The sequence below is a fragment of the Nitrospirota bacterium genome, assembly GCA_016212215.1.
GTDB lineage: Bacteria > Nitrospirota > 9FT-COMBO-42-15 > HDB-SIOI813 > HDB-SIOI813 > JACRGV01.
Genome location: JACRGV010000020.1, coordinates 24,421 through 50,600, shown reverse-complemented (window position 1 = coordinate 50,600; position 26,180 = coordinate 24,421). Strand labels below are relative to the sequence as shown.

Genomic DNA, 26,180 nt, shown 5'->3' with positions numbered 1-26,180 from the left:
TTCGGTCAGGTTTGAGTGCGACCGATTGAGCAAACCCGAAGGCGTAGTTGAATCTACGCTGAGGGGTTGCGATTGAGGAGCACACAAAGATGGCCGGAAGATGAGATGCATAAATGTATAGGTTATTTCATGACAGACCCTTAACTCAATTAGCACAATATTCTTCTTCCCACCCTCTCCTTAAGTAAGGGAGGCATGTTTCGGATATCCTGCGCTCCTGTCGCAAAGTGGTTCACATCTGTGCGTAACAGACATGCCATATCCTCTTCACGTGGTATCCGCATGACAGAAGGCATTTTATCCGGAGCGATTGCTCTTGCCTTCTCTTCCACTTCCTTTCGGGAATCCCCTACAGCTACCAGAGTTTCATTGACCACAGCCACATACTTTCCTGCATATTTTGTTACAAGCTCGCCGAAGTGTTCTACTACCCACAGGTCATCCTTGTCCATGAGTTCCTCCTTTTGGATGCAGCACAATTTACATAAACAAAGATACTCTGACCACGGTTGTGAGTCAAGGATAAAAGGATCAGGATAAAAGGATCACATGAAAAAGGATCACAGGATAAAAGGGTTACACTATACCAATAAATTTGTAGTAGACCCGATTTGACTCCTTATCCAGAATTGTGTGATACTGTTTGTATTACAATTCAGGTAGAGGAGATGATAAAAAAATGAGCATGAGCGTCCGCCTTGATAAAGAGACAGAGACTATTCTAAACAAGACAGCAAAGATTCTTCAAACCAACAAAGGAAAAGTGATTAAGCGGTCACTGCGGGAATATTGCACCCGCATTATTGAGGAGAATAGGAATCACCCTTACGAACTCATTTCAGATCTTATAGATAAAGAAGGGAGCGGCAGTGGTGACCTTTCAAGCAGAGGAGAAGAGATTCTACGGAAGGCATTTAGGAGGAAAGATTGATAATAATAGATACAGGCCCTATCATTGCCTTCTTCGATAAGGATGACCGGTATCATAGTCATTGTATAGAAATACTCAAGGGGATAAAAGAACCCCTTATCACAACATGGCCTGTTATTACTGAGGCATTTTACCTTCTGAATTTTTCCGCTAACATCCAGGATGACTTATGGCAGTTTATTCAAAGGGGAGGTATAAGGATAGAACAATTAGAGGAAAATATCTATTTCAGAATCAGAGAATTGATGAAAAAATACCATGACCTGCCTATGGACCTTGCTGATGCAACCTTAGTAGTATTGGGAGAAGAAAAAAGGCTTTCAACAGTATTTACACTTGATCATAAGGATTTTTCTATATATAAGCCTCGCCATAAAAAGCGATATACACTGATTCCACCTGGTGTGTAAGAAATCTTAACCTTTAACTCCTGCCCATTCAATTAGATCATTTTGACATAAAAAACTCATTTAGTGATCACAATCTGGATGACAGAGAGTGAAAATAATATCACAAAATTCATAACCATGTATCCAAACAAAAGGAGAAAGCAATGAAATACAAATTATTTGTAGAGGTAGTATTAAAAAAGGATATTCCTGGAAAAAAATTGCAAAAAGGTGATGTTGCCACAATAGTAGAGTTCCACCAGGTTTCTGATGGGGAAGACGGATATTCCTTAGAAGTCTTTAATGCACTTGGTGACACCATAGCTGTAATAACACTTGAGGAATCTGCCATTGAATCATTAACGGCAAACGAGGTATTAAGTGTCCGTGAGCTGGCCTTAACGTAGTAAAATAATTTTTATTTTCTTAAAAAAATCTCCAATCTGTGACGAATTTGTGACTTTCAGTGTGCTATAGTCGCTTTAATTGTCAGAAATATTACAGCACCTTCTATCAGGGCAAACTGTCCGTGAGGGCAGGGCGCAAAGCCACGGGGCTTATCCAATGTTTTTCTTCCTTGAAATTCCCCCCTTTGAAAAAGGGGGGGGGATTTAAACGGTAGGATAACCAAGCCAGCCGAGGTGACAATAATTGTGTGGTTATTGTTATATTGGCGGTCCGGCTTTTTTTGCGTAAGCTAAAATAAATTCTATTGATGAGGAAATTGTGCGTAAGTCTATTCTGAAATGTATCTTTGTATATCTTTTCCTGCCATTTTCCCTGATGGCATTTACTTTACTCGTAGGAAGTCAACCTCTACATGCTGAACTCATAGACAGAGGTGGTGGGATGATCTATGACACGGATCTCAATATCACCTGGCTTAAAGACGCCAATTATGCAAAGATATCAGGATATGATGCAGATGGGTTGATGACATGGAGTGAGGCCATGACCTGGGCGGACAACCTGGTCTATGGGGGCTACAGTGACTGGCGGCTACCTGTTACACTCCAGCCTGATCCCAGTTGTATTTGGCCATTAACAAGTAATGGTTTTAACTGCAGGGGTAGTGAGATAGGGCATCTTTACTACACAGAGCTTGGGAATTTGGGTGGCCCAGGAAGCCCACTGCCCAATACAGGTCCCTTTAGCAATATCGACCTGAGTTATGCATCTTACTGGTCAAGTACGTTATGGGCTACTGATCCTTACTTTGCTTGGAACTTCTATTTTGGCTATGGCGAGCAGAAGTCGAATGATAAGTTATCCAACTACTATTATGCTTGGGCAGTGCGAGATGGCGATGTAATATCAAGTTCTACTGACTCCACTCCGCCATCTCCAGTCCCAAATTTTTCTGCCAGTCCATTATCCACGTCAGAAATTCGATTAACTTGGAATGTGCCTTTTGATAATGTAGGAGTGTTTGGATATATAATTAAAAAATTTCAAGGAACAACACATTTAGATCCAGATATTATCATTTCTGGTTCGCATACTTCATATAAATACACAGGATTATTGACTAACACAACATACAAGTTTGTCATTATTGCCTACGACTCAGCAGGCAACAGATCAGAAGAAAATGCACTATTAAGTAAGCTCAACCCTCTCCGAATCTACTCCTCCTCCCCCATCCAATCTGACGGAAACGGAGAAGATCCTCGAGACAGATCCTACAGATCCTGCGCATGTATCGAACTTGAAATACATTCAAACCGCCATAGAGAGATATTACAACGATAAACTACAGTACCCTAAAACCTTGGATGAACTTGTTCCGATGTACTTAAATGTCTTACCTAAGTATTCATCGAGTAAAAACTATTTTTATGCTTACTATCCAGCAGGCACGCCCAAATCATATCATTTAGGTGCACCTTTGGGTGGACGCAATGCGACTGATCCGGAAGCATTCAAATCGGATGCGGATTTTAATTCTGAAAGAGCGGGCTTAGTAGGTGGATTTACTGGTATGGATCCGGTGTATGATTTGACAGGAGGAAGCATTCCCAATATTACTTCCATAAATCCTTCTTTAATTGGAACCGGAACTTTTAATCTGACTATTGATGGTGTCAACTTTGATAGCGGAGCGGTAGAGCAGGTCTATAACACCGATGGCACCTTTATGGGACATGGTGCCATCAAGAGCAGGACTGCTTCACAGATCGTTGTTGTGGAATATATGAACGGCGTAACGCCTGGCGACTATACAGTATATGTCAAAAACTCCGACGGCCAATGGTCTAACGGAGTAACGCTAACCATAACAAACTCGACTATAGCTCCTACTGACAAATTTCTAACATACCTCAATCCTGACCCTTACGGCGACTCAACGAGAGTCTACTGGATTCAAAATAATAAAAGATATCATGTGATTGATAGCACTTTAATAGATACTATGAGATACAGCAGTATAGCCGGCTGGAGCTGGCAGGGAGTTTATACTGTTTCCAATGCATACACACCTGCCCCTGATTTTATTTCTACTGCCAGCGAATCAAATGGGATGTTTATAAGATTATACGGCGGGACGGATGTCTATAAAATCAATAACGGACAAAAGGAATATGTTTCTAATGCGGTTTGCCAGCAAGTAAACTGTTGGCCTGATGTTATTGATGTGCCTCAAACCTATTTAGATATGTTCCCGACATCTGGTACAACTACCGTCATTTCTTTGGCAATGAACGATTGGATGAAGCTGTACTGTGGCCCGTGGGAGAATACGGTTGATGGATTAAAAGTGTATGGGACTGATTATAGAATTAATAATCAAATACTTTCAAAAACTATATACAATTTTATCGGCAAAGAATTATTTATAAAATGGAAGGCCAATAACGGAGGCTCATTTTCCGCATTTGGGCCGGGGCTTTTTGGTGTCCTTGACTTAGGAGACAATTTTTCCTCTCCTAGTGCTTGTTGCCAAACTTACACAAAAGCTATTGCAAATGATACATGGTACTACACGAGGATTAAAATAAATCCTGACAAGACCTTTAATCATGTGACATCTACAAATAACTACGACATTAATGGAGGATCTGTATTCGTCAGTGAAACGAAAACAATTCCTGATGCTCAATGGCAGTTCATTGATAAGACTCAGATATATTTCCGATCCGGTGATCAATATGCAGGAGCAAGTTCTTATTTTGTGATTGCCGAAGTAAAAACAGATGCAATACCTGTAACGATTAGTTATGGAAGCACTGTGACTTATGATTTTGAAGATGGTTTAATACCGGCGTCCTTTCATAGCACGGGCAATTGGACAGTTACTAATGACGGATATAATTCATCACATTCTCTATATATAAATACCAGTCAGAATTCAAGCATTTCTCTGGATGTCACTGATGCCGTAGCAGTAAGTTTTAAGATTAGAGTGAATATACCTACATACTCTGGCATTGGATTTACTATACCTGGTTATATAGCACTGTCAGAGTCAGGAGACAATTTCCAGTGCTGGAATGATTTACATTTTATTGTTCCTGGCTCCGGTATTAAGACATTGATTTGGAATTTTAGCAATTGGGGCGGAGGAGCTGGACAGGCATGGATAGACGATATCAAGATATACTATGCTGGCTCTGCGCGGACGATCCACGGCAAAGTAACTCAAAATGGCGTTGGCTTGAGTGGTGTATCCTTGACTATAACCGACCTCACCTCTACTATAACTACCACCGCATCGGATGGAACCTACAGTTTTACCAACCTGGCCGATGGCAGCTATACAATTACTCCGACCTTGAATTGGTATGCCTTCACACCTGCAAGTAAACCAGTGACAGTGGCAGGCACAGATGTAACAGGAGTTGATTTTTCTGCCGAAGACAGTATGCCGCCTTCTATGCAGGTTACAACAAATGGGAGTAGTGTCCAGCCTTCATGGTCTCTTGATGGCAGTCGCATTGTTTATCAAAGTACCACAAATGGAATAACGAATATCCGGACGATTAATATCAATGGAACCGACCAAAAGCAGATTACGAATATGCCCGGTATCCTTTATGGCATTAATAGAAGTGCATGGGGACCAGTGTACCAACCCAATAGTGACCAGATTTATTATATAGACAATTCGCCAACAGGGGCAGATTATCACTGGATCGCAAAAACTTCAAATAATGGTTCTACAGGGAGAACCCCAATAATGAAGGTCCCTGGAGGGAATACTTTTTCGGCACCAAAATTTTCACCGGATGGAAGTAGATTTTGTTATGTGCAGTATAACCCTTATTCAACTACTAAGTTTTCGATTATGATCGCAAATGCTGATGGATCAAACCCTCAATTAATCATGGGGAATAACAATATCAATTATGCTTGGACTCATAGTGTTTCCTGGGGTAGAGGAATCAATAGAGTATAATAAAAGGGGACAGATTTATTTTACACCTTATAAAAATAAATCTGTCCCTGAAATCAGTGCTGAAATCAGTGTAATACCTGCCTTGACCGCCTTATCTGTGCTGTGTTATTCTGCCGTGCATGAAATTAAGGCCGGTAAATTCTAAGGGACTTAATCAAAGAGTTCTTGAAGAAATTGGCGTAATGGAGTAATATTCCACAATGTTTAAAAAAGTTCTTATAGCTAACAGGGGTGAGATTGCCTTACGGATAATCAGGGCATGTAAGGAATTGAATATCCCTACTGTTGCCATTCATTCTGAGGTAGATGCGATTACCCTTTATGTTAAGAAGGCGGATGAGTCTTGCCTTGTAGGCCCAGGGCCTGTTGCAGGCTACCTTAATATCTACAGGATTATTGACCTTGCTACACAAAAAGGTGTGGACGCCATTCATCCGGGATATGGGTTTCTTGCAGAGAACCATGAGTTTGCTGAGGCTTGTCAGGAGAACGGGATTACATTTATCGGCCCGTCTCCTGATGCTATGAAAAATATGGGGGACAAGATACTTGCCCGTCAGATGATGAAGAGGGCGGGTGTTCCTGTTGTGCCTGGTATAGAACACGCAATTGATTCTGCATCTGACGCAGAAAAGATTGCAGGGGATATAGGTTATCCTGTAATGCTGAAGGCAGCAGCAGGGGGCGGCGGCAGAGGGATAAGATTGTGCCGCACACCTGAAGAGTTAAAGAAAAACTTTGAGATTGCTTCGTCAGAGGCACTCAAGGCATTCGGTAAGGGTGACGTTTATATTGAAAAATATATCGAGTGTCCGAGGCATATTGAATTCCAGATACTAGCTGATAATTACGGTAACGTTGTTCATCTCGGTGAACGTGATTGTTCTATTCAGAGGCGGCATCAGAAGTTAATCGAAGTAGCACCTTCACCTTTTCTTGACCCTGATTTAAGGAGACGGATGGGCGAGGCCGCAGTTAAAGCGGCAAAGGCCGCGGGTTATACCAATGCAGGGACTATTGAATTTCTTGTGGATAAAGATAAGAACTTTTATTTCCTTGAGATGAATACCCGCGTGCAGGTGGAACATACCATAACTGAAGAGGTTACAGGTATTGATATAGTTAAAGAGATGATCAGGATTGCCGCAGGTAAAAGGCTTTCTGTAACTCAGGAAGATGTGAAGATAGACGGCTATGCCATTGAATGTAGGATAAATGCCGAGGACCCGAGAAATGGGTTCCTGCCGACAACAGGAAGGATTAGTGCATACTACTCACCGGGTGGATTCGGTGTCAGGATAGATGGTAACGTGTACAGGGGCTATGTTGTGCCTCCATACTATGATTCCATGCTTGCGAAGATGACTGTCTGGGGCAGGACATGGGATGAGGTTGTGGCAAGGACAGCAAGGGGTCTGGATGAATTTGTGATAAGGGGTGTTAAGACCACTATACCGTTTTACAGGATGATAATGAGGGATGCGTCTTTTAAAAAGGGGGAGTTTGATACTCATTATATTGAAAATAGGTTCAATGAATTGTTATATGAAGATGAGATGGAAAAGATAGACATGGTGTTTGCAATAGCCGCGGCAATAACGGCGTATTCGTATAGATAACTCCAATATTCCCTCCCCCTTGACGGGGGAGGGGCAGGGTGGGGGTGAGCATAGTCAGATAGGCTATATGTAGAAGTCAGAAGTAAGCGGTAAGAAGAAAAATAGATTGGAGATTAAATTGAAGAATAAGAAGAGAAAGGTATTTGTCACAGATACAACTTTAAGGGATGCACATCAGTCTTTACTGGCTACCCGACTTAAAACGGCTGATATGCTTCCGATTGCCCATAAGATTGATCAGGTGGGCTACTGGTCTGTGGAGATGTGGGGCGGTGCAACATTTGATTCAAGCATGAGGTATCTGAAGGAAGACCCATGGGAGAGGATAAGACTGCTTAAAGAACAGATGCCGAATACCCCTTTTCAGATGCTTCTTCGCGGACAGAACCTCGTTGGGTATCGCCACTATTCTGATGATGTAGTTGAGGCATTTGTTGAACATGCAATTTCAAACGGTATTCAGATACTCAGGATTTTTGATGCCTTGAATGACTTCAGGAATATCAAGGCAGCAGTAAAGGCTACATTAAAAAATGGCGGAAAGGTTGAAGGAACTATCTGCTACACTATCAGCCCTGTGCATAATAATGCGGCATTTGTTGACATGGGGAAGAGGCTTGAGGATATGGGGTGCGATACAATCTGCATCAAAGATATGGCGGGCCTTCTTTCACCGTATGATGCCTTTGACCTGGTCAGTGAACTGAAAAAGTGTGTCTCCATTCCGCTTCATCTTCATACCCACGATACAAGTGGGATGTCAATTGCAACTTATGTAACGGCTGTTGAGGCAGGTCTGGATATAGTTGATACGGCAGTATCTACACTTGCATCCGGTACATCTCAGCCGCCGGTAGAGACTTTTGCAAATATTTTGAGACGTTCAACTAAATACACGGCAGAGCTTAACCTTGAATTAATCTCAGAGATTGCGGAATATTTCAGAGATGCCCGTAAAAAATACAAGGCGTATGAAAGTGAATATACAGGGGTTGACCCGGGCGTGCTTATATACCAGATACCCGGCGGCATGATCTCAAATCTTGCGTCCCAGTTAAATGAACAGCAGGCATTAGGAAAGATGAAGGATGTATTATTAGAGGTACCGAATGTCAGGAAGGAGTTCGGCTATCCGCCGCTTGTTACACCGATGAGCCAGATAGTAGGGACACAGGCCGCCCTGAATGTTGTTACAGGCGAAAGATACAAGGTGATAACTACAGAGACCAAAAATTATTTTAAGGGTCTGTACGGCAGGCCGCCTGCCCCGATAGATGAGGAAATCCGCAGGAAGGTTATCGGTGAGGAGGAGTTTATTGAAAAAAGGCCGGCAGACCTCCTTGAACCTGAGATGGAGAAACTTACAGCAGAGGTAGGTGATAAGGCAAAGTGTGTTGAGGATGTGCTCTTATATGCACTCTTCCCAAAGGTTGCCCTTGATTTTTTTGATGCGAGGGAGAAGGGGATAAAGCCTGAAGAGGCAGTAGTGAACGGGACAGTAAATTCGACTGATAATAATGAAGAGCCTGCACTTGCCCATCTTGCTCCAAGTGAGTTTAATATCAAACTGCATGGTGAGACTTATCATGTTAAAGTAGGGGGTATGGGCCATCCAAGTGAAGGGGGGAGGCCTTATTTCATATATGTTGATGACCAGTTGGAAGAGATACTTGTTGACTCACTCGTTGAAGTAGTCCCAAGTGTATCAGGTGTTATAGATGCGAAGGCCACAGGACATTCTATCAGGCCAAAGGCAAGGGAAGAAGGAGACGTTACAACCCCAATGCCCGGTACGGTTGTCAAGATAAAGGTAAAGGTCGGTGATAATGTCGAGGCCGGCGATACAGTGCTTATTGTTGAGGCTATGAAGATGGAGAATGAGGTACATACGCCAATCTCGGGGAAGGTTGAGAAGATTCATGTATCAGAAGGGGACTCTGTCAATCCTGATGAAGTTCTTGTCGTGATAAGGCAATGACCACATATTCCCTCCCCTTCAAGGGGAGGGTCAGGGTGGGGATGGTGTCTTGTGGATAGAAGTAAGAAGTAAGACTGTGAATGGTGAATAGAAGAAAGAAGCAAGAAGAAAAAACATAACATTGCATACAGATATAAATTCAATTCTCCAGCAGATCGCCGTCATGGCAATCCCTGTCATATTTGCGATTACGCTTCATGAGGCTGCGCATGGGTGGGTTGCATATAAATTTGGTGATTCCACAGCCAAGTATGCAGGAAGATTAACATTAAATCCGATAGCCCATATTGACCCGTTCGGGACTATAATCTTACCGATTATCACCTACTTATTTGCAGGGGTTGTGATAGGTTCTGCAAAACCGGTCCCTGTAAATTTTAATAATCTCAGGAATCCTAAAAGGGATATGATCTGGGTCGGCGCAGCAGGGCCGGCAGTAAACCTTTTAATGGGATTAGGTTGTGGAATCCTGTTTCAGGTATTGTTCTTTATGTTCAGGACAGGTTCAGTAAGGTCAGGCATTGCCTCTGTAATCCTTCTCCCTGTAATGCTGATGCTAAAAGAAGGTATAAAATGGAATGTCCTGTTAATGGTATTTAACCTTATCCCTGTCCCGCCGCTTGATGGAAGCAGGATATTGGTAGGATTGTTACCTTACAAACAAGCCGAGGCCGTCAGCAGACTTGAACCTTATGGAATGTTAATAATAACATTTCTGGTATTTCTAAACCCGCTTGGGTTTATGTCGCGGATTATATGGCCTATCATGAGCATATTGACAAGGCTGTTTGCGGGGATGCCTGTGTTTTAAATACAGTGAGCAGTAAGCAGTTAGAAGTAAGCAGGTAACAGAAGATAGATCACCTCTCATATTCCCTCCCCCTTGACGGGGGAGGGGTAGGGAGGGGGTGAGGGGGGATTAAGGGGAGGGTGAGCTAAGACAATCATGAAAAAACGTGTTTTGAGCGGTATGAGACCAACGGGTAAACTTCATCTGGGGAATTTCAGCGGTGCACTCGATAACTGGCTGAGGCTTCAGGAAGAATATGAATCATTCTTTTTTATAGCAGACTGGCATGCACTTTCTACTGAATATGCGGGTGCTTCACATTTAAGGGAATTCACTCAGCACATGCTTGTGGACTGGCTGTCGGCAGGGCTTGATCCGCAGAAGTGTACTATCTTTATTCAGTCACAGGTTCCGGAACATGCAGAACTACATATATTATTTTCAATGATTACGCCGTTGTCATGGCTTGAAAGGGTTCCTACTTATAAAGAGCAGCAGCAGGAGCTGAAAGAAAAGGACTTGTCTACTTACGGCTTCTTAGGCTACCCGCTCCTTCAGTCTGCAGACATACTTGTTTACAAAGCAGATTTTGTGCCGGTGGGAATTGACCAACTGCCTCACCTTGAACTTACAAGAGAGGTAGCAAGGAGGTTCAATTTTCTCTACGGCAATGTATTCCCTGAACCACAGGCCCTAATGACTGAATACCCCAAGTTACCGGGGACCGATGGCAGGAAGATGAGTAAGAGTTACAACAACGCAATCTATTTATCTGATACAAAAGAAGATATATGGGAAAAGCTCAGGACAATGGTGACTGATACTAAACGGGTTAAAAGGACAGACTGCGGTGACCCTGAGGTATGTCCTGTCTTTGCACTTCACAGGGTATATTCTTCGCAGGACATCATTCAGAAGGTGGATACAGAATGTAGAAGGGCCGGCATCGGATGTATTGACTGCAAGAAGTGGCTTAACAATTCTTTGATAGAGAGGCTTGAACCAATAAGAGAGAGACGTGCACAATATAGCAACCATCCTGATATTGTTAAAGATATAATTGAACAAGGTGCAAAAAAAGCCCGCGAAGTTACCTCAGTAGTGCTTTCAGAGGTAAGGGAAGCAGTAGGTATATAAGATCCCTTGTTATTCCCTCTCCCTCAGGGAGAGGGTTAGGGTGAGGGTGGTAATTCCACCTCACCATTCTATCCGCTAAGTTTATAGAATGGTGAGGTGGAATTACCTTTTTTACTGCACAGTAGTAGTCCCGCTTTTTACGTATGAATAGTTCAATGCCTTGTCATAAGCCTGTATCTTGTAAGTATAAATACCTGCCGGTACGATGACTCCTGCATTGTTTCTGCCAAGCCACTTTACTGAAGTGACCGTACCTGCGGAAGTACATGGTACCGATGTCTTAAGGATGTTTTTTACCATTACATTTGCTGAATTGAATATCTTAAGTATAACCGAGCATGTACCTGACAGATTGTCGGACAATGTAAATCCAATTGTAGATGCCTGTCCGAGGTTAGGGCTAAATGGGTCTGGGGTGTCCGAAACTCCACTGACCACTGGCTTAGCGGTATCTAATCTGATCCAGTCAACGTATCTTAATGATATATTACCGGCATTATCTCTGAAACGGACGTATACAGCCCTGTAGCCATTGCCTGGATTTAATGTCCATGCCTTAGTGGTTGCATAAGGCTCCCATAGTTCTGTGTCAAATACACCATCGTATGAAATCTGCATGTCCTTACATCCCCCGCCGCCGGGAATGTTATCAATACAGCTTAAGGAGAGGGTTACAGAAGTGGTTTTTGTCCAGACATTACCACTACTGATAATGATTGCACCGACTATGCTTGCAGTATCTGTAAATTCAGCGGTACAGGTCTTTGCTGCATCCATAGTCACAATACCATCAATGCAATCTGCATTACCGCTCCATCCGGCGAAATAGTAACCTGCATCAGGGGTTGCAGTTAGTGTTACAACCGCACCTGCGTCAAAGATTGCCAGACAAGATGCGCCGCAATTAATCCCTGGTATGTCGGATGTAACTGTGCCTGTCCCAACCCCTGATTTTGTAACTTCGAGACGGTTGATTGGGTTTATATTTACTGCCGCATTCTGTGCCCCGATAAAATCACCCACTGCACCCGGGCAGTTCAACGGGTTATCACATAACACCTCATTGTCTTCAGGAATTACCGGCCCCAGGTATTTATAGAACTCATAACGCCTGGTTACTGACTTGTTGCCGGCACCTGCTTGTGCCTCGCGAATCTCCACTTCTCTGCTACTATGTGGTTTTCCAGCCGGAGGAGATTGCATAAGCTTCCACTCTACCTCTACCTGTATAGGGTCCTGACCATCAGGGACTGCAGGGTTACCAAGAACAAGGGCGTCGAGATTTGCCGGAATCGGTGATTCAGTCTTGAAGACCTTAGCCCAAATAGGTGTACCCCATTGTGGTATTGGAACAACCGGGTCCGGCGCCGGGGGAGGAGGAGCAGGGATTACAGCCCTGACAACAGGAGGAATAACCGGTTGGGGGATAACGTTCCATACCGGTGCAGGGATACTTACATTACTGCCGAATGGTGTCAGTGTACCGGGTGCACTGGTGTTTTCTATTAACCAACGGTAAATGGTCTTTGTCGGGTTCCTCATCAGAGATACACCGAAGTGTTCACAACCGCTGTTTGGGTAATTTGGGTCACCGTGTGTCCAGCACTGATGTCCCAGAGTAACTGGAGTCGGGCTTGGGGCCAGAGGTGTTGTTGCTGCCCAGCCTGTTCCGGGATTGTATGGACTTGCATACCGGACAATTACCCCGGTTGGTGTAGGTACCAGCGTCGGGTTTCCATAGCGTTGATATGGGGCGCCAAAGGTGTAAACTACATCTGACGATGAAATGCCTTCAAGCTCGATCTCAAAACCATGACCTTCATGGCCTGTGTCATCAATAACATCAAAATTGCTCAGGGTACCGTAAAGGGTAGTGGCCTGAGTTGTATTACCTGTTGCCAAAATAATCATCAAGGCAAAAAACAATGCGTTAAACAGTGGTGATTGTAATCGTTTCATAGTGCTCTCCTTTATATTATGAGTTCTAAGACTAATGTAGTCTTAGAAATAAGAGGACTATAATAGTCTTATTATCTATCATAAGTCAAGAACTTTCTTTATAAGAAATAAGTGAGAATCAATGACAGATATGAATGGGTTTTTCTTATGTTTTACTTCTTATGTCTTACTTCTAACTTCTTGCTTCTGCTTACTGCTTACTATGACAACGGTAGTCTTACAATAAATGTTGTTCCTTTGCCTTCTTTACTTTCAACCTCTATATCTCCGTTATGTGCCTCAATTATCTCTTTTGTAAGTGTCAGGCCCAGTCCCATGCCCTGTATCTTTGTAGTATAGAATGGATCAAATATGTGTTTTCTTATTTCTTCTGGAATGCCGCTGCCTGTGTCTTTAATCTTTATCTGTGCAAAAGGTATTTTGTCTTGATCTACAATACTGCTTTCTATTGTCAGCGTACCTCCAACCGGCATGGCCTGAATTGAATTGTTCATAATGTTTATCATAGCCTGTTTGATTTGTGCTGAGTCAATGGAAATTAACGGTATGTCCGATGATAATGTTTTTCTTGTATTTATGAATTTATCTGTAAATGAGTCTTTATAAAGTGCAATAATCTCTTCTAATATGTTGTTCAGGTCACCGGGCTGTGTTACAGGCTTTATCTCTTTTGTAAAGTAGAGTATGTTGTGCAGGAGTTTTTCCAGCCTGTCAATCTCTTTTACAATAATGTTGGAGTAATTCTTTAATGGTGAATCCTCTTCCAATCTTCTGGAGATTAGCCTGGCAAATCCCCCTATAGGAACAAGAGGGTTTCTAAGCTCATGTGCTATCTGTGAGGACATCTTTCCTACAAGTGCAAGTTTTTCAGATTTCACAAGGTTTGTCTGAAGTCTTTTCATTTCAGTGATATCCCTTGAGATGAAGATTACTCCAAGGTATTCCTCACCATGCATAATCGGGGAGAAGTTGGCAAATATTGTTTTGTTGCCTGATCGGATTTCACCGGAGTATGAAGTCAGTTTTCCTGCACGCATATCTGCAATTAATTGAATGGCCTTTTTATGGGAGTCTGCAGAATGTGCATACTGGAAATCCTTTCCGATCCATTCATCCTTTTTAATATCAAATATTGTTTCTGCAGCATCATTTATGAAGGTAAGCTTATTATCCTGATTGGTAAATATAACGCCATCTGCTATGCCGCTCAGCATTGCCTCAAGATGGCTTTTGCTCTCTTCCAGTTCTATTGTCCTCTGTTCCACCATTGATTCAAGCTTCTGCGAATATTCTTTGAGTTCGTTCTGGGCGGTCTTTAATCCGGTGATGTTTTTACTTATTCCTACAGTGCCGATTACCTTGCCGTTTTCATCCTTTAATAATGATAGGGAAAGGCTGATGTCAATTACACCTCCATCTTTTCTTACAAGCTGTGTCTCAAAATTTTTTATCATCTCAGAACTTTTAATAATCCCTATGACCTTCTCCCTGTCTGCTTTATTAAAATAATAATCAGCCATAATGGTTCCAATTACTTCATGGCTTTTATACCCTAACATTTTCTCAGCACCTTCATTAAAGGTAACAATTTTCCCATCCATGTCGGTTGTTATAATCATATCAGTCGAGTATTTAAGTATGCTCTCAAGATAATTTTTTGTTTTCTCAAGTTCAATAGTCCTGTCGCTTATCTTTGCTTCAAGAGTGTCGTAAGATTCTTTAAGGGAGTCACTCATCTTATTAAAACCGTATGCAAGCGATTCAAGCTCATCCCCTGTATGTATAGTGATCTTGTAACTCAGGTCTCCGCCTGATACCTTGTCTATTCCGCTGTGCAGTATATTTACCGGCCTCAACAGCATCTTCCTTGCTGTAATTAGGCCGAGAAGTGTAAGCAGCATGACTATAAGAGAATCAAAAAAGAGGGCCTTTTTCATAAGTTGGTAAAGCGGTGCAAATGTTTCCTTTGGATCCTGACGAACAAACGTATACCATTTCCTTCCTCCGAGACTTTCTGTACCAAAAGAATTTGTATATGGCAGTTCACTAAATCCTATTATAGAATTTTTCCCGCCGTGTGCATCATCATGAGCAATAGCCCGGTCGTTTTTCTTGTTTTTAAAGAGATTAATCAATGAATTATTGAAATAATGTTCTGCCGGAGGGAGGAGTGCACAGATAAGCGGTGTTCCATTAGAATCTACCAGCATACCATGCCCGGTTTTGCCGAATCCCATTTCACGGATAAAATCAAAGAATAGGTCAACATTCATTACACTTCTGATACCGCCGACAATCCTGCCGTTTGCCGGGTCTGACACAGGGATTCCAATGTCAAAAGCCCTTACACCCCGAATCTTATCAAAATATATATTACTTACATATACACTTCCCTTTCCATTGCTGTATGTTACTTTCCACCAATGCTCATCCGATTGATCCGGATTGTAATAGCCGGTACTATGGCTGTCGCCGGCAATTATCCTGCCCCTGTCATTTACAATAAAAAGACCGAGGTGTTCTTTTTCCTCTTCCATATAGCTAAGATAATAGGTGAGATAGACATCAAGAGAATCCCTGCTGTTTTCTTTGACACCTTTAATAAAAGTCTTGTTTGATGCCAGATATTTAAAGGTAGTAATCTCTTCCTTTAATGTACTGTCAAACCTCTCGGCTGTTTTTTTTGCGATCTCTGCAAAATCGCTTCCTGTAACATTTATTAAGACGTCTTTAACATGGTAGTAAGTTACAAGCAGGCTGGCTGTCAGAAATATAAGACTGGAAAAAAGGATGGCCGAAACCACCTTCTTCTGTATACTCATTTATTGAACCTTTCTAACCACAGTATAATCCTTGTGGATAAGCAGGGTCAACAGAAGTTTGAAGTATTGGGTCAGGTGTGTTATAACAGCAGGTAATAGGCTGAAGTCTGAAGGTAGGTGCAAGAAGGTGGAAGCAAGAAGCAAGAAGTAAGAAGTAAGAAAAAGTGTGATGTTTATATAATTTTCGTAATTTCCCCTCCCCTTGCGGGAGGGCTGTAATAATGTTCCTTCCAAATTCCTCCCCCACTTGCAGGGGGAGGCAGGAGGGGGGGAAGGGGAGGGGTAAAGGAGAGTATGAAGAAGATATTTTATATTTTTATTATGATCTTAATTTTGGGTGTATCAGGGTGTGGTTATAACAAGATGCAGGCAAATGAAGAGGGAGTGAAGGCGGCATGGGGGGATGTGGAGGCGTCTTATCAGAGGAGAAATGACCTTATACCTAATCTTGTTGAGGTTGTGAAAGGATATGCAAAACACGAAAAGGATGTGCTTATACAGGTAACAGAGGCAAGGGCTAAGGTCGGAAGTATTCAGATGTCAAAGGATATGCTGAGCGACCCTCAGGCATTTTCACAATTCCATCAGGCGCAATCAGCCATGAGCAGCGCCCTTTCCAGGTTGATGGTGGTTGTTGAGAAATACCCTGACCTTAAAGCCAATCAGAATTTTCAGGACCTCCAGCATCAGCTTGAGGGAACTGAAAACAGGATTAATGTTGCACGTACACGTTATAATGAGTCAGTAAGTATTTACAACACATCTTTGAGAATCTTTCCCAATGTTATTACAAATAAGTTCTTGTTACAATTAAAACCAAGGGAACCTTTTAAGGCAGAAGCAGGGGCAGAGAAGGCACCGGCGGTGAAGTTTTAATAGACAAGAAGCAAGAAGTTAGAAGTAAGAAGTAAGAAGCAAGATTGGTGATGAAAATTCCCTCCTGTTATTATTCCCCCTCCCTTGACGGCAGGGGGTTAGGGGGAGGGTGGGCATAGGTTATTTACTAATGAAACGATATATTTACACAATTATCTTTTTTCTCTTACTTTTCCCTGACTACACCCATGCCCTCGATATCCCTCAGTTAAAAGGCTATGTCAATGACTATGCGGATATGATTTCTCCTGCTGTTGAATCGAGGCTTGAGGAAGATCTGCGGTCTTTTGAGCAGACAGACTCGACACAAATAGTAATCCTTACAATTCCATCTCTTGAAGGGGATGTTATTGAAGATTATGGAATCCGGGTAGCAGATGCGTGGAAGATAGGTCAGCAGAACAAGGATAATGGTGTAATCCTCATTGTTTCAAAAGATGATAGGAAGATGCGGATTGAGGTAGGACGAGGTCTTGAGGGTAAGATGACAGACCTGATGTCAGGAAGGATAATTGACCTTGTAATGAAGCCTCTCTTTAAACAGGGAGACTTTGACGAAGGATTCATATCAGCAATATCTTCAATTATCGAGGTTGTTCGTGGGGAGTTTAAGGCTGATGATGCACCTGTTCGTAAGAAGCAGAGGGGTCTGTCACCATTCTTAACACTTATCATCTTTGCCGGCATTGCAATTATAGTCATCGGATCAATATCACGTGTATTAGGCGGGGTCGCAGGTGCAGTCGGTTTACCGGCGCTTGTCCATCTTTTGCTGACCCCCATAGGACTTATCCCTTTAATTGTACTTGCTGCTGTCGGTTTTGGGGCAGGCATGTTCCTTCCAATGTTTTCAACATCAAGAGGTCAAGGCAGGGGAGGAGGCATATTCCCTGGAGGTGGTTTCTATGGTGGTGGAGGCGGATTCGGCGGGGGCGATTTCGGCGGCGGATTCGGCGGCGGCGGGGCGTCGGGGGACTGGTAAAAGCATAGTAAGTAGGAAGCAGTGAGGAGAAGGAAGAAGATAGAAGTAAGAAGTAAGATTAAGATTGAGATTAAGATTAAGAAAGGAAGAGGCAAGAAGTAAGAATGGGTAAGCCATGGAATTCCCTCCCCTTCAAGGGGAGGGGTAGGGTGGGGATGGGGTTGCACGGCAATGGGGTTTTGATCAAATGTCGAACTCAGATAAGTTTTTCAGTCCTGAAGAAAAAACAAGGATACAGGATACCATTCAACAGATAGAGCTGCGTACTATCGGGGAGGTTGCGGTAATGGTAGTTGACAGCAGTGGTCAGTATGCTGAAGCAGAGGTATTGGGCAGCCTCATTTACGGAGGTTTTATATCCTTAATCCTCACGGTCTTTTTTTTCCATTCCTCTGTATGGGTATATATCCCATTCAGCTTTTTATTTCTTTTTCTATCATTACCCATATTTAAAAAATTCCCTTTATTAAAAACACCCTTGATCAGCCTGAGAAGAAAAGATATTGCAGTTAGAGAAAGGGCAATAAGGGCATTTTATGAAAAGGGGTTATATAAAACAAAGGATAATACCGGTGTACTGATTTTTCTTTCTTTGCTTGAACACAAGGTCTGGATACTTGCTGATAAGGGTATCTATGAAAAGATTGAACAGGATTCATTAAATAGCTTCGCTAATACCATTTCAAATGGGGTCAAGGATAAACGTGCTTGTGACTCTCTATGCAAAGTTATGCAGGATGTCGGCAATTTACTCGCTGCTCATTTTCCTGTGACACCTGATGATATAAATGAACTCTCGAATGAAATTATAACAGAATAAGTCAATTAATTTAATCAGTTAGGGCCATATCTTTCCGATACAACAATCAAATTTCGTTTTCTTGACACTCATAAGGCTGTTATGTTATTTTCGGTGAAAGTAAAGATCATGGAGGTTAAATTTGTCTTCTGAAAAGAGCAAGATATTAGAAAATGCACAGCAATACACTATCAGAGCTCAGATTCAGAAGGCTATTGAGGAGTGGAAGAAACTTCTAACTAACACACCTAATGATGCAAATATATATAATACAATAGGTGACCTTTCCCTAAAAAATTCATCCTCTTCAAATCCACACGGTGACGCTGTCTCGTTTTATGTAAAGGCCGCTGAACAATTTGAGTCCACCGGTTTTGCCCTCAAGGCGATTGCTGTCTATAAGAAGGTACTGAAAATAACACCAAATAATAAAGAGGTTTACATGCGTCTCGGTAATCTTGATTGTGAAAGAGGGCTTATTGGAAATGCCCGTGAAGATTATCTCATGGCTGCTAAATTATTTTCTCAGGAGGGGTTAATAAAAGATGCACTTGAGGTCTACAGGAAGATTGCTGACCTTGATCCATCGAATCTATCAGTCCGGACAAAGATTGCAGAGATGTTCCTTAAAGAGGGCATGAAGAATGCGGCAATTGAGGAATACAATAAGATCGCAGGCGCATATCTGAAAGCAGGAAAAAGAGAAGAAGCAGAACATCTGTATGATGTGATATTGGATTTACAGCCGGATAACATTAATGCAGTTATAGAGACAGGAAGGTTCCATTTAAAAAACGGAAAGGTTGAGAGTGCGCTTGAGTATGGGAAAAAGGCATTAAGCCTGTCTCCTGATTCTGAGGATGTCCTTTCATTTCTTGCGGAAGTTTATAATAGCACCGGTATTTTTGATAAAGCAGAAGAGAGCCTGACAAGGATTATAGAATTAAACCCAGGTGAGTTGTCTTACAGGGAAACCCGTGCATCAATCCTTTTCAATAAAGGTGATGTTGAGAATGCAGCGTGTGAATATCTTGAGATCGGGCGGGAGTACCTTAATCGGAGGAATATAGATAAGGCTCGCTTGTTTACAGAAAAGGCCGTTGAGATTGCCCCTGAAATGATTTTAGCCCATGAGTTATTATTTGATATCTATTTAAGAAATAACATGAAAGAGGATGTAGTTGGAAAGGGTTTATTCCTTGCGGGACATTATCAGGATTCCGGTGATGTTGAAAAGGCCGTAGATTATTATCTTAGAATCCTGAAAGAAGACCCTTTCAATGTGGAGGCAAAGGAAAGACTGACTGCTATAGAGGCGGAGAAGCAGATATTCCAGACTGATGAAGAAACAACCGTGGAGGTAATACCGCTTGAAAAGAGCATTATAGAAGAGATTCCAATTGACAAGAAAGTTGACATTACCAATCAACTATCATCAGCAGATGTATATATAAAATACGGGTTAATGGAAAAGGCCATTGCTGAACTTCAGCAAATTATAAATACCATTGATCCCATGAATGAAGCGGCACATATAAAGTTAAAAGATATTTACAGGATTACCGGAGAAAAAGAGAAGGTTGTTGAGGAGTGCCTCGTTCTTCTCAACATATTTGAAGCAAATGGCGAGCGGGACAAGATGGAACGTATGATTAATGAGGCATCGGCCATTAGTCCGGAGGATAGGAGAGTAAAAGGGTACAAAGATAGACTTTATATGAAAGTTAATATTCCCTCACAATCCCATCTGCCTACTTTGGAAAAGACGGAGAGGGAGAGGGGGTGGGCGGATGAAACGGACGAACTGCTTGAAGAGGCCGGTTTTTATGAACAGCAGGGTATGATTGAAGAGGCAATAAATGTATATAGAAAGGTTCTGAAAATAGATTCAAATAATGCGGTTGCTTTAAGACAATTAACATTATTAGGACCTGAAGACAGGAATGTTCCAATCCCTGAGATGGAAGTTATTAAACCGGAAAAAGAATCATCTGAATCTTTCTTTGACCTTGGAGATATGCTGAAAGAGGACGTAGTTGAAGAGCCTCCTTTCCGACCGTTGGATGAGATATTCAAAGAGTTTAATGAAGGGGTCAAATTGCAGATTGATACAGGTGACTATGAGTCCCATTATGACCTCGGTATATCTTACAAAGAGATGGGTTTATTTCATGAGGCTGTTGAAGAATTTAAATCCTGCGGACCATTAACTTCAAGATATTTTGATGCATCTTTTATGATCTCTCTTTGCCATAAAGAACTCGGTGAATACAGAGAGGCAATAGATGCCCTCAATAAGGCGATAAAGAACGATCAATATAATGAAAAGAGACATATTGCATTAAAATATGAATTGGGGATATTGCTGGAGATAACAGGTCAAAGAGATGATGCCCTGAGTATTTTCAGGCAGATATATTTCTTTGATGCTACCTACCGTGATGTATCAGAAAAGGTGTTGACTCTCCAGAGAGGCAGATAGTATCGTTGTTTTCCTTAGAAGCTGCTGTCATTTTCCACAAAAAACTTGCGACAAACGTCTAAAGTTATCTACTGATTCCACCGATAAAAAATCTGATAACAAATTAATAAAACATCTGATTAAACATCTGAGTTCTTTCATAATTTCTTAATCAAAAACAAAAAGCAAATCTTATATTAAGGAGGTGATTCTGGAATCGGTTTTATCAACCGTACTCTTTTTTTGTCTTCAATTTGTTTAAAAAGAAAATTCGTAGATATTAATTCAATGGAAGGAGACCTATAAATGGGCATTACAACTTTGGGTAAGAAGAAGTTCCCACTTACCCTGATATCCCTGTTGATTGCTGTAATCTTAATTGCAGCAGGATGCAGTGGAGGGGGCGGCGGGGTAACGGCATCAAGCGATACATCCGGTACAAGTGGTGATACCAGCGGATCTACAGGTTCCACAGGCGGAACAAGCGGTGGAACATCATCCGCTAAAGCTACTTTGAGCGGAACATTACTCAGCAGCAGCAGCAGCAGTGGAAGCAGTCTATTCAAAAAACTTAAAAAATCTGCAGCAGCAACATCAAGCTTGCCTGTTTCCGGGGCAACTGTACTCTGTTTTGATACTGATTCAGTATCAACAGCAGCAGCAGGTTCATCTACAACAGGCAGTACCGGAACATGGACAATGGATGTATCAGAAGGAAATTATGTGTGTTTCGGGGTCTATATTGACCTTGCTACTTTAACAATTAAAACAACAAAGATGGATGATATTGCAGCGGTTGCCGGTGAAAGTGTTACAGTCGGTGAGGCTACAGTTGAGTCCGACACCACATCACCGACTATTGTGTCGGTATTAGCCGATAATACCGCAGACACCTCACTATCAGACGGTGACCCTGACCCTCTTTACGAGGCAGCAGATGTGTTACCGAGTCAGGCTATATCAATTATTTTCAGTGAGGCAATGAATACAAGTACAATGGCGGCAGGAACTGGAGTAGTTTTAAAGGATAGTTCAGGGAATACAGTGCCTACTACCCTTTCATTTAATGGTCAGGGTACTGAGTTCAGATACACGCCGAATTCACCTCTAACAACCAGTGCTACATATATACTTTATATCTCAAACAAGGTAAAAGATCTTTCTAACAATGGTATAAATGACCCTGACAGTGATGGCGTCGTGGCCCTTGCCAGGATTACAGTTACAGACCATGTAGATTCCTTTTCATATCTTTCCTCCAGTCCAAAAGATGGTGATACAGGAGTCAGTGTTTATAAGGACTTAAACGTTGCCTTTAACAGGCCGGTTGATTTTGTAAGTTTTAAGGATCATACAACGATTTCTCCTGCTGTGTCAGGCCGTCTTGAGCCGTCCGGCGATGGAGTTACATTCTCCCATAACAGTCCATTGGCAGCTAATACAGAGTATACAGTAACCATTGGGGCTGATGTAGAAGACCTTGCAGGAAATAAATTAGGGAGTGCAAAGGCATTAAAATTTAATACAGGTGCCGGAGTTGATGCAAATTCAGTGAAAGGGTTTGATGCAGGCGGCGGCACTGCGGATGATTTACTTGCAATTGTTGCAAATGTTACTAAGGCTGAACTGGCTATGGACAATCAGGACATTGTCAGCTTTGCAAGCTTCTTTGCACCGACATTCACAATGAAAGAGAAAAAATGTTCCTTTAATCCGGATGCCGGGATGACCGGTACTAATGGAGGAACAGGTACGGTTTCAGGTCCAAAACTTGCTAAGGAAGGCGATCCGATTATGAATGGTACAGCAACAGGTACCGGTCCGGCTCCTTCCGGTGCTGTAATGCCTCCTCCGGGAGAGGTCTGTACAACCAATACATTTACCCTTGCTGAATTTTTGGCTAATATGAAAAAAGATATGTTAGAAGAACGTAACATGTCTAAAGGGTTTGGCGAGGTACAACGTCTTATGTTGACCAACGCGACCGGTTCAAAGATGTCAGTGGAACATTTTAATAGTGACTTTGATGCTGACAGGAATCCGACTGGTAAGGATTTGTATGTTGGAATGCCGAATCGTAGAGAAGGTGTTGATTTTGTAAACAGCGAGATTGATGTTCCGGATTCAATGAACCCAAATGGAACCCGCCGTGAGTTTGTTACATATCGTTTAAGCGGGGAATGTCGTGATCTTACAAGCGCCTCAGAAAAGGCAGGAGCAGGTGAGGTACTTGCAAGCTATCATTACTGGAATCAGCAGACCCAACGAGATGAGATGAAGACCAGGATATGTCCAGTGTATGATGGCGATGCAAATTCTACAAACTCATGGGCAAATGATGATGAAGTATATCCTTCTGACTGGACAGGTCCCAAAAATGTTTGGGAAGATAATGACCAGGATTGTTCACATGGAATGTGGGATTGTCAGAATGAAGACGGGTTAATCAGTCTCAAGGATACTAATTCTGATGGTATTCCTGATAAGGCTGTAAGGTACTATGAGAATGTAGACCAGAATACCCACATGAGGTCAGCAAACGAACAGGACATCACGTCTGCACTGGTTAGCGCCGGTGGTGGTCTTAATGTTGCAGCAGCCATGCGGGTGGCGGCAAACAACCATTGGGATATTGAAGGTGTGGATAATGATGGCGACAGCCGTATAATGTACTTCAATCCTGATGACCATTCGCAGGGTGGTTTTATAGACCGTCATATCAATGAAGACATGCCGAACGGCATGGATGATGATAATGATGGAAAGATAGATGAAGATGGTGATGGTTTGGGTAATAACCCCCAGCCTATAGACGGGGATAGCGACTTCACTAATGATCCTATGCCTCATTCTGACTGGAATCTTGCCAATAATGAGAACATAATCTCCAATGATGAATTCTGGGCTCAGACTTATCTTATAATTGACCCTCTGTTTGCTCCAAGCGGGGCAGCACAATGGAGAGACGCTGATAATAATGTATATTATGAGATTCCTGGTCCAAGGGGATGGCCGTATCCTTATGCAGCAGGTCAGGATGGTAAACCCTGGAGCGGGGATGAGTTTGACCAGAATAATGGCCCTGATCTAAATGGTCATGTGTTCACATGGGCAGATGTAAGTATCCTCGGCAAGGTATATTTCCGGAATGATGATAAGTCTGGAGGCGCATTTTCAGACAATGACCGGAATGTATATTTGGATCTGACTGCTGCCGGCTTTAATATTGTAGATGGTGTAATAACCAATCCTACAGAACGTGTGCAGTCAGGAGAGAAGGCTGCGGCAATATTCCGGTGGGATGGCTCAGGACACCTGTCCAACAGTAATGGCCAGAGCATTGATTGGCAGTTTAACCGTCCTTTGATGGATCATATTGATTACAACGCAGACGGTGATTGGAATGTCAATACAAATCCTACTGCCGGCCTTCGCAGGGTTCCGCATGACAGGGCAACCGGCGGTATTATGTCTTCTGCTGATTACCTTGCATTAGGTTGGGATACATGGCGTGTCAGCAATGACCTTCAGCTTGTTCGTGACCCATCAATTGTCTGGGATGTTGAGGCAGACTGGGCGCGTATGGAAGGTGATGATGATGGAGACGGACAGTTTAATGAAGATGGTCTCTACTCTGATTACTTCAATAGTGACGGAAGCCTGAAAGTATGTCTAACACAAGCGAATTATCCTTGTATGACACGTGACAGCAGTACAGACCAGCTTGTGTTGCATAAAAAGGATGGTACAAGCACCACTTCATTTGATATTTCCGATGGCATAGATAACAATGGCAATGGAGAGATTGATGAAGTAGAGCCATTTGATGATGATGGAGATGGTAAACTGGATGAAGATCCGCCAGGCGATCCAAATGATGCAGATGGTAATGGTGATACAACTGCAGCTTATGATGATGATGGTGACGGCCGTAAGGATGAAGACCCCGTCAGTTATGAGAGAGACCGTATGAATGACCATGGACAGTGGGCAAAGGTTTATCAGGAGACTACTGATGCTGTGGTAGATATGTTCTATCTTACAAAACATACCGGTCTTGAAGTAGCTGATATAGTGATTGATGAAGCAGGCACTAAGGCTACTGCCATAGTCAATCTTGTTAACACCGAGACATGGACGCCGCACAATCCATGGGGTGATGATTTTAATCATGATGGTGAGCCGGATGATGTAAACACATGGACTGAGACAATGGTCTTTAATATGGAAAAATCATCTTCCAAATGGCTAATGACCGGCATTCAGCCTGTGGATAGTCTTGAGGATTATGCTCAGCAGGTTGCCAGCGGTGATATAAAGCAGTTCGGCGGAGAGGTTGCACACTTAAAGATGATAAGCCCCGCTGGAGACCCAATGTCTGGGCCGCCTGCTAATCAGACGGTAACACCGACCTTTGTATGGGATGATTCAGAAGTAAAAGGTACGATTGGTTCATACCTGATCCATATAGAGGAGATTACAGAGGCTATGACTACAGGTGCCGGTCAGCCTACTACAGTAATGATGGTTTCTATTGCTGCATCTGATGTGACTACAGATACTGCAACCGGTGCACGTTCCTTTACATTAGGTTCAGGCGGTGATGATATTACAGCAGATGTGCTCCTTGCCTTTAAAAATGATGAGCACTTCCCATTTACATCAGCGCTGACTGCACTTGAAGAAGGTAAGGCTTATGCATGGGGCATCCTTGCATTTGAGGAGACACAGGCAGAGCTTGCCACAGCATTTGCAGGCGGTAAGCCTGAACCGTTGGGTGATACCTTTGAGCCGAGGATGTTTGCTACAACATCCTTACCGAGCTATCTGGCGACTCCGACATTCGGTACAACCGGCAGCAAGGGCTCAGTTGCAAAGGTGAAGGTGGGCGGTATTGAATACCATGCCATACCTTCCAATATTGCACCTCATCTGTATGGCAGTATATCAGACTCAGGTGATGCAGGACATGCTCCAAGCAGTCTTGATCCAAGATCACGCAGGTAGTAACGCGTAATCTGAATTGATATACCATTCACAA

The 26,180-nt window shown here is 42.6% G+C and carries 17 protein-coding genes and 1 riboswitch; of the genes, 14 read left to right on the top strand and 3 right to left on the bottom strand.

Going from position 1 to position 26,180, the window contains the following annotated elements; translation table 11 throughout:
- Positions 1 to 149 precede the first annotated feature (149 nt).
- Positions 150 to 452, bottom strand: a complete 303-nt coding sequence (locus HZA08_02375) for a hypothetical protein (GenBank protein ID MBI5192270.1) — start codon at positions 450 to 452, stop codon at positions 150 to 152.
- Between the two features lie 227 nt (positions 453 to 679).
- Here HZA08_02375 and HZA08_02370 point away from each other — a divergent pair, with 227 nt between their 5' ends.
- From HZA08_02370 to trpS, 9 genes are all read left to right on the top strand, one after another.
- Positions 680 to 931, top strand: a complete 252-nt coding sequence (locus HZA08_02370) for a hypothetical protein (GenBank protein ID MBI5192269.1) — start codon at positions 680 to 682, stop codon at positions 929 to 931.
- Positions 928 to 1,341 (top strand): PIN domain-containing protein, encoded by a 414-nt coding sequence (locus tag HZA08_02365; GenBank protein MBI5192268.1) that lies wholly within the window; start codon positions 928 to 930, stop codon positions 1,339 to 1,341. The genes HZA08_02370 and HZA08_02365 overlap by 4 nt, the downstream gene beginning before the upstream one ends.
- A 143-nt stretch (positions 1,342 to 1,484) precedes the next feature.
- On the top strand, positions 1,485 to 1,727 hold the full coding sequence (locus HZA08_02360; protein MBI5192267.1) for a DUF4926 domain-containing protein: 243 nt from the start codon (positions 1,485 to 1,487) through the stop codon (positions 1,725 to 1,727).
- A 100-nt stretch (positions 1,728 to 1,827) separates the two neighbouring features.
- A riboswitch (cyclic di-GMP riboswitch) is annotated at positions 1,828 to 1,969 on the top strand.
- 77 nt (positions 1,970 to 2,046) lie between these two features.
- A complete protein-coding gene (locus HZA08_02355) occupies positions 2,047 to 3,072 on the top strand; it encodes a DUF1566 domain-containing protein (GenBank protein MBI5192266.1) in 1,026 nt (341 codons plus the stop codon).
- Positions 3,029 to 5,716 (top strand): PD40 domain-containing protein, encoded by a 2,688-nt coding sequence (locus HZA08_02350; GenBank protein MBI5192265.1) that lies wholly within the window; start codon positions 3,029 to 3,031, stop codon positions 5,714 to 5,716. Before HZA08_02355 ends, HZA08_02350 begins: the two co-directional genes overlap by 44 nt.
- A gap of 200 nt (positions 5,717 to 5,916) precedes the next feature.
- On the top strand, positions 5,917 to 7,335 hold the full coding sequence (gene accC / locus HZA08_02345) for an acetyl-CoA carboxylase biotin carboxylase subunit (protein ID MBI5192264.1): 1,419 nt from the start codon (positions 5,917 to 5,919) through the stop codon (positions 7,333 to 7,335).
- A gap of 118 nt (positions 7,336 to 7,453) precedes the next feature.
- A complete protein-coding gene (oadA, locus tag HZA08_02340) occupies positions 7,454 to 9,313 on the top strand; it encodes a sodium-extruding oxaloacetate decarboxylase subunit alpha (protein ID MBI5192263.1) in 1,860 nt (619 codons plus the stop codon).
- A 163-nt stretch (positions 9,314 to 9,476) separates the two neighbouring features.
- Positions 9,477 to 10,124, top strand: a complete 648-nt coding sequence (locus HZA08_02335) for a site-2 protease family protein (GenBank protein ID MBI5192262.1) — start codon at positions 9,477 to 9,479, stop codon at positions 10,122 to 10,124.
- Positions 10,125 to 10,259: 135 nt separating this feature from the next.
- Entirely contained in the window at positions 10,260 to 11,240 is a 981-nt protein-coding gene (gene trpS / locus HZA08_02330) for a tryptophan--tRNA ligase (protein ID MBI5192261.1), read from the top strand.
- Between the two features lie 111 nt (positions 11,241 to 11,351).
- On the opposite strand, the gene HZA08_02325 is transcribed toward trpS, so the two are convergent.
- Both HZA08_02325 and HZA08_02320 read right to left on the bottom strand, forming a co-directional pair.
- On the bottom strand, positions 11,352 to 13,199 hold the full coding sequence (locus HZA08_02325; GenBank protein MBI5192260.1) for a hypothetical protein: 1,848 nt from the start codon (positions 13,197 to 13,199) through the stop codon (positions 11,352 to 11,354).
- Positions 13,200 to 13,399: 200 nt separating this feature from the next.
- Positions 13,400 to 16,021, bottom strand: a complete 2,622-nt coding sequence (locus HZA08_02320; protein MBI5192259.1) for a PAS domain S-box protein — start codon at positions 16,019 to 16,021, stop codon at positions 13,400 to 13,402.
- A 294-nt stretch (positions 16,022 to 16,315) separates the two neighbouring features.
- On the opposite strand from HZA08_02320, the gene HZA08_02315 reads away from it, so the two are divergent.
- The 5 genes from HZA08_02315 (at position 16,316) to HZA08_02295 (ending at position 26,146) form a co-directional block, all read left to right on the top strand.
- Positions 16,316 to 16,897, top strand: a complete 582-nt coding sequence (locus HZA08_02315) for a LemA family protein (protein ID MBI5192258.1) — start codon at positions 16,316 to 16,318, stop codon at positions 16,895 to 16,897.
- Positions 16,898 to 17,027: 130 nt separating this feature from the next.
- Positions 17,028 to 17,879 (top strand): TPM domain-containing protein, encoded by an 852-nt coding sequence (locus HZA08_02310; protein MBI5192257.1) that lies wholly within the window; start codon positions 17,028 to 17,030, stop codon positions 17,877 to 17,879.
- A gap of 187 nt (positions 17,880 to 18,066) precedes the next feature.
- Positions 18,067 to 18,699 (top strand): hypothetical protein, encoded by a 633-nt coding sequence (locus tag HZA08_02305; protein MBI5192256.1) that lies wholly within the window; start codon positions 18,067 to 18,069, stop codon positions 18,697 to 18,699.
- Positions 18,700 to 18,820: 121 nt separating this feature from the next.
- Entirely contained in the window at positions 18,821 to 21,160 is a 2,340-nt protein-coding gene (locus HZA08_02300) for a tetratricopeptide repeat protein (protein ID MBI5192255.1), read from the top strand.
- A 285-nt stretch (positions 21,161 to 21,445) separates the two neighbouring features.
- Positions 21,446 to 26,146, top strand: coding sequence for an Ig-like domain-containing protein (locus HZA08_02295; GenBank protein ID MBI5192254.1), 4,701 nt, complete (start codon positions 21,446 to 21,448; stop codon positions 26,144 to 26,146).
- Positions 26,147 to 26,180: the final 34 nt, after the last annotated feature.

Excerpts from the sequence above, each read along its gene's own strand:
- HZA08_02375 (MBI5192270.1), bottom strand. The coding sequence starts at position 452 with ATGGACAAGGATGACCTGTGGGTAGTAGAACACTTCGGCGAGCTTGTA.
- HZA08_02370 (MBI5192269.1), top strand. The coding sequence starts at position 680 with ATGAGCATGAGCGTCCGCCTTGATAAAGAGACAGAGACTATTCTAAAC.
- HZA08_02360 (MBI5192267.1), top strand. The coding sequence starts at position 1,485 with ATGAAATACAAATTATTTGTAGAGGTAGTATTAAAAAAGGATATTCCT.
- accC (MBI5192264.1), top strand. The coding sequence starts at position 5,917 with ATGTTTAAAAAAGTTCTTATAGCTAACAGGGGTGAGATTGCCTTACGG.
- HZA08_02335 (MBI5192262.1), top strand. The coding sequence starts at position 9,477 with ATGGCAATCCCTGTCATATTTGCGATTACGCTTCATGAGGCTGCGCAT.
- trpS (MBI5192261.1), top strand. The coding sequence starts at position 10,260 with ATGAAAAAACGTGTTTTGAGCGGTATGAGACCAACGGGTAAACTTCAT.
- HZA08_02325 (MBI5192260.1), bottom strand. The coding sequence starts at position 13,199 with ATGAAACGATTACAATCACCACTGTTTAACGCATTGTTTTTTGCCTTG.
- HZA08_02320 (MBI5192259.1), bottom strand. The coding sequence starts at position 16,021 with ATGAGTATACAGAAGAAGGTGGTTTCGGCCATCCTTTTTTCCAGTCTT.
- HZA08_02315 (MBI5192258.1), top strand. The coding sequence starts at position 16,316 with ATGAAGAAGATATTTTATATTTTTATTATGATCTTAATTTTGGGTGTA.
- HZA08_02310 (MBI5192257.1), top strand. The coding sequence starts at position 17,028 with ATGAAACGATATATTTACACAATTATCTTTTTTCTCTTACTTTTCCCT.
- HZA08_02305 (MBI5192256.1), top strand. The coding sequence starts at position 18,067 with ATGTCGAACTCAGATAAGTTTTTCAGTCCTGAAGAAAAAACAAGGATA.
- HZA08_02295 (MBI5192254.1), top strand. The coding sequence starts at position 21,446 with ATGGGCATTACAACTTTGGGTAAGAAGAAGTTCCCACTTACCCTGATA.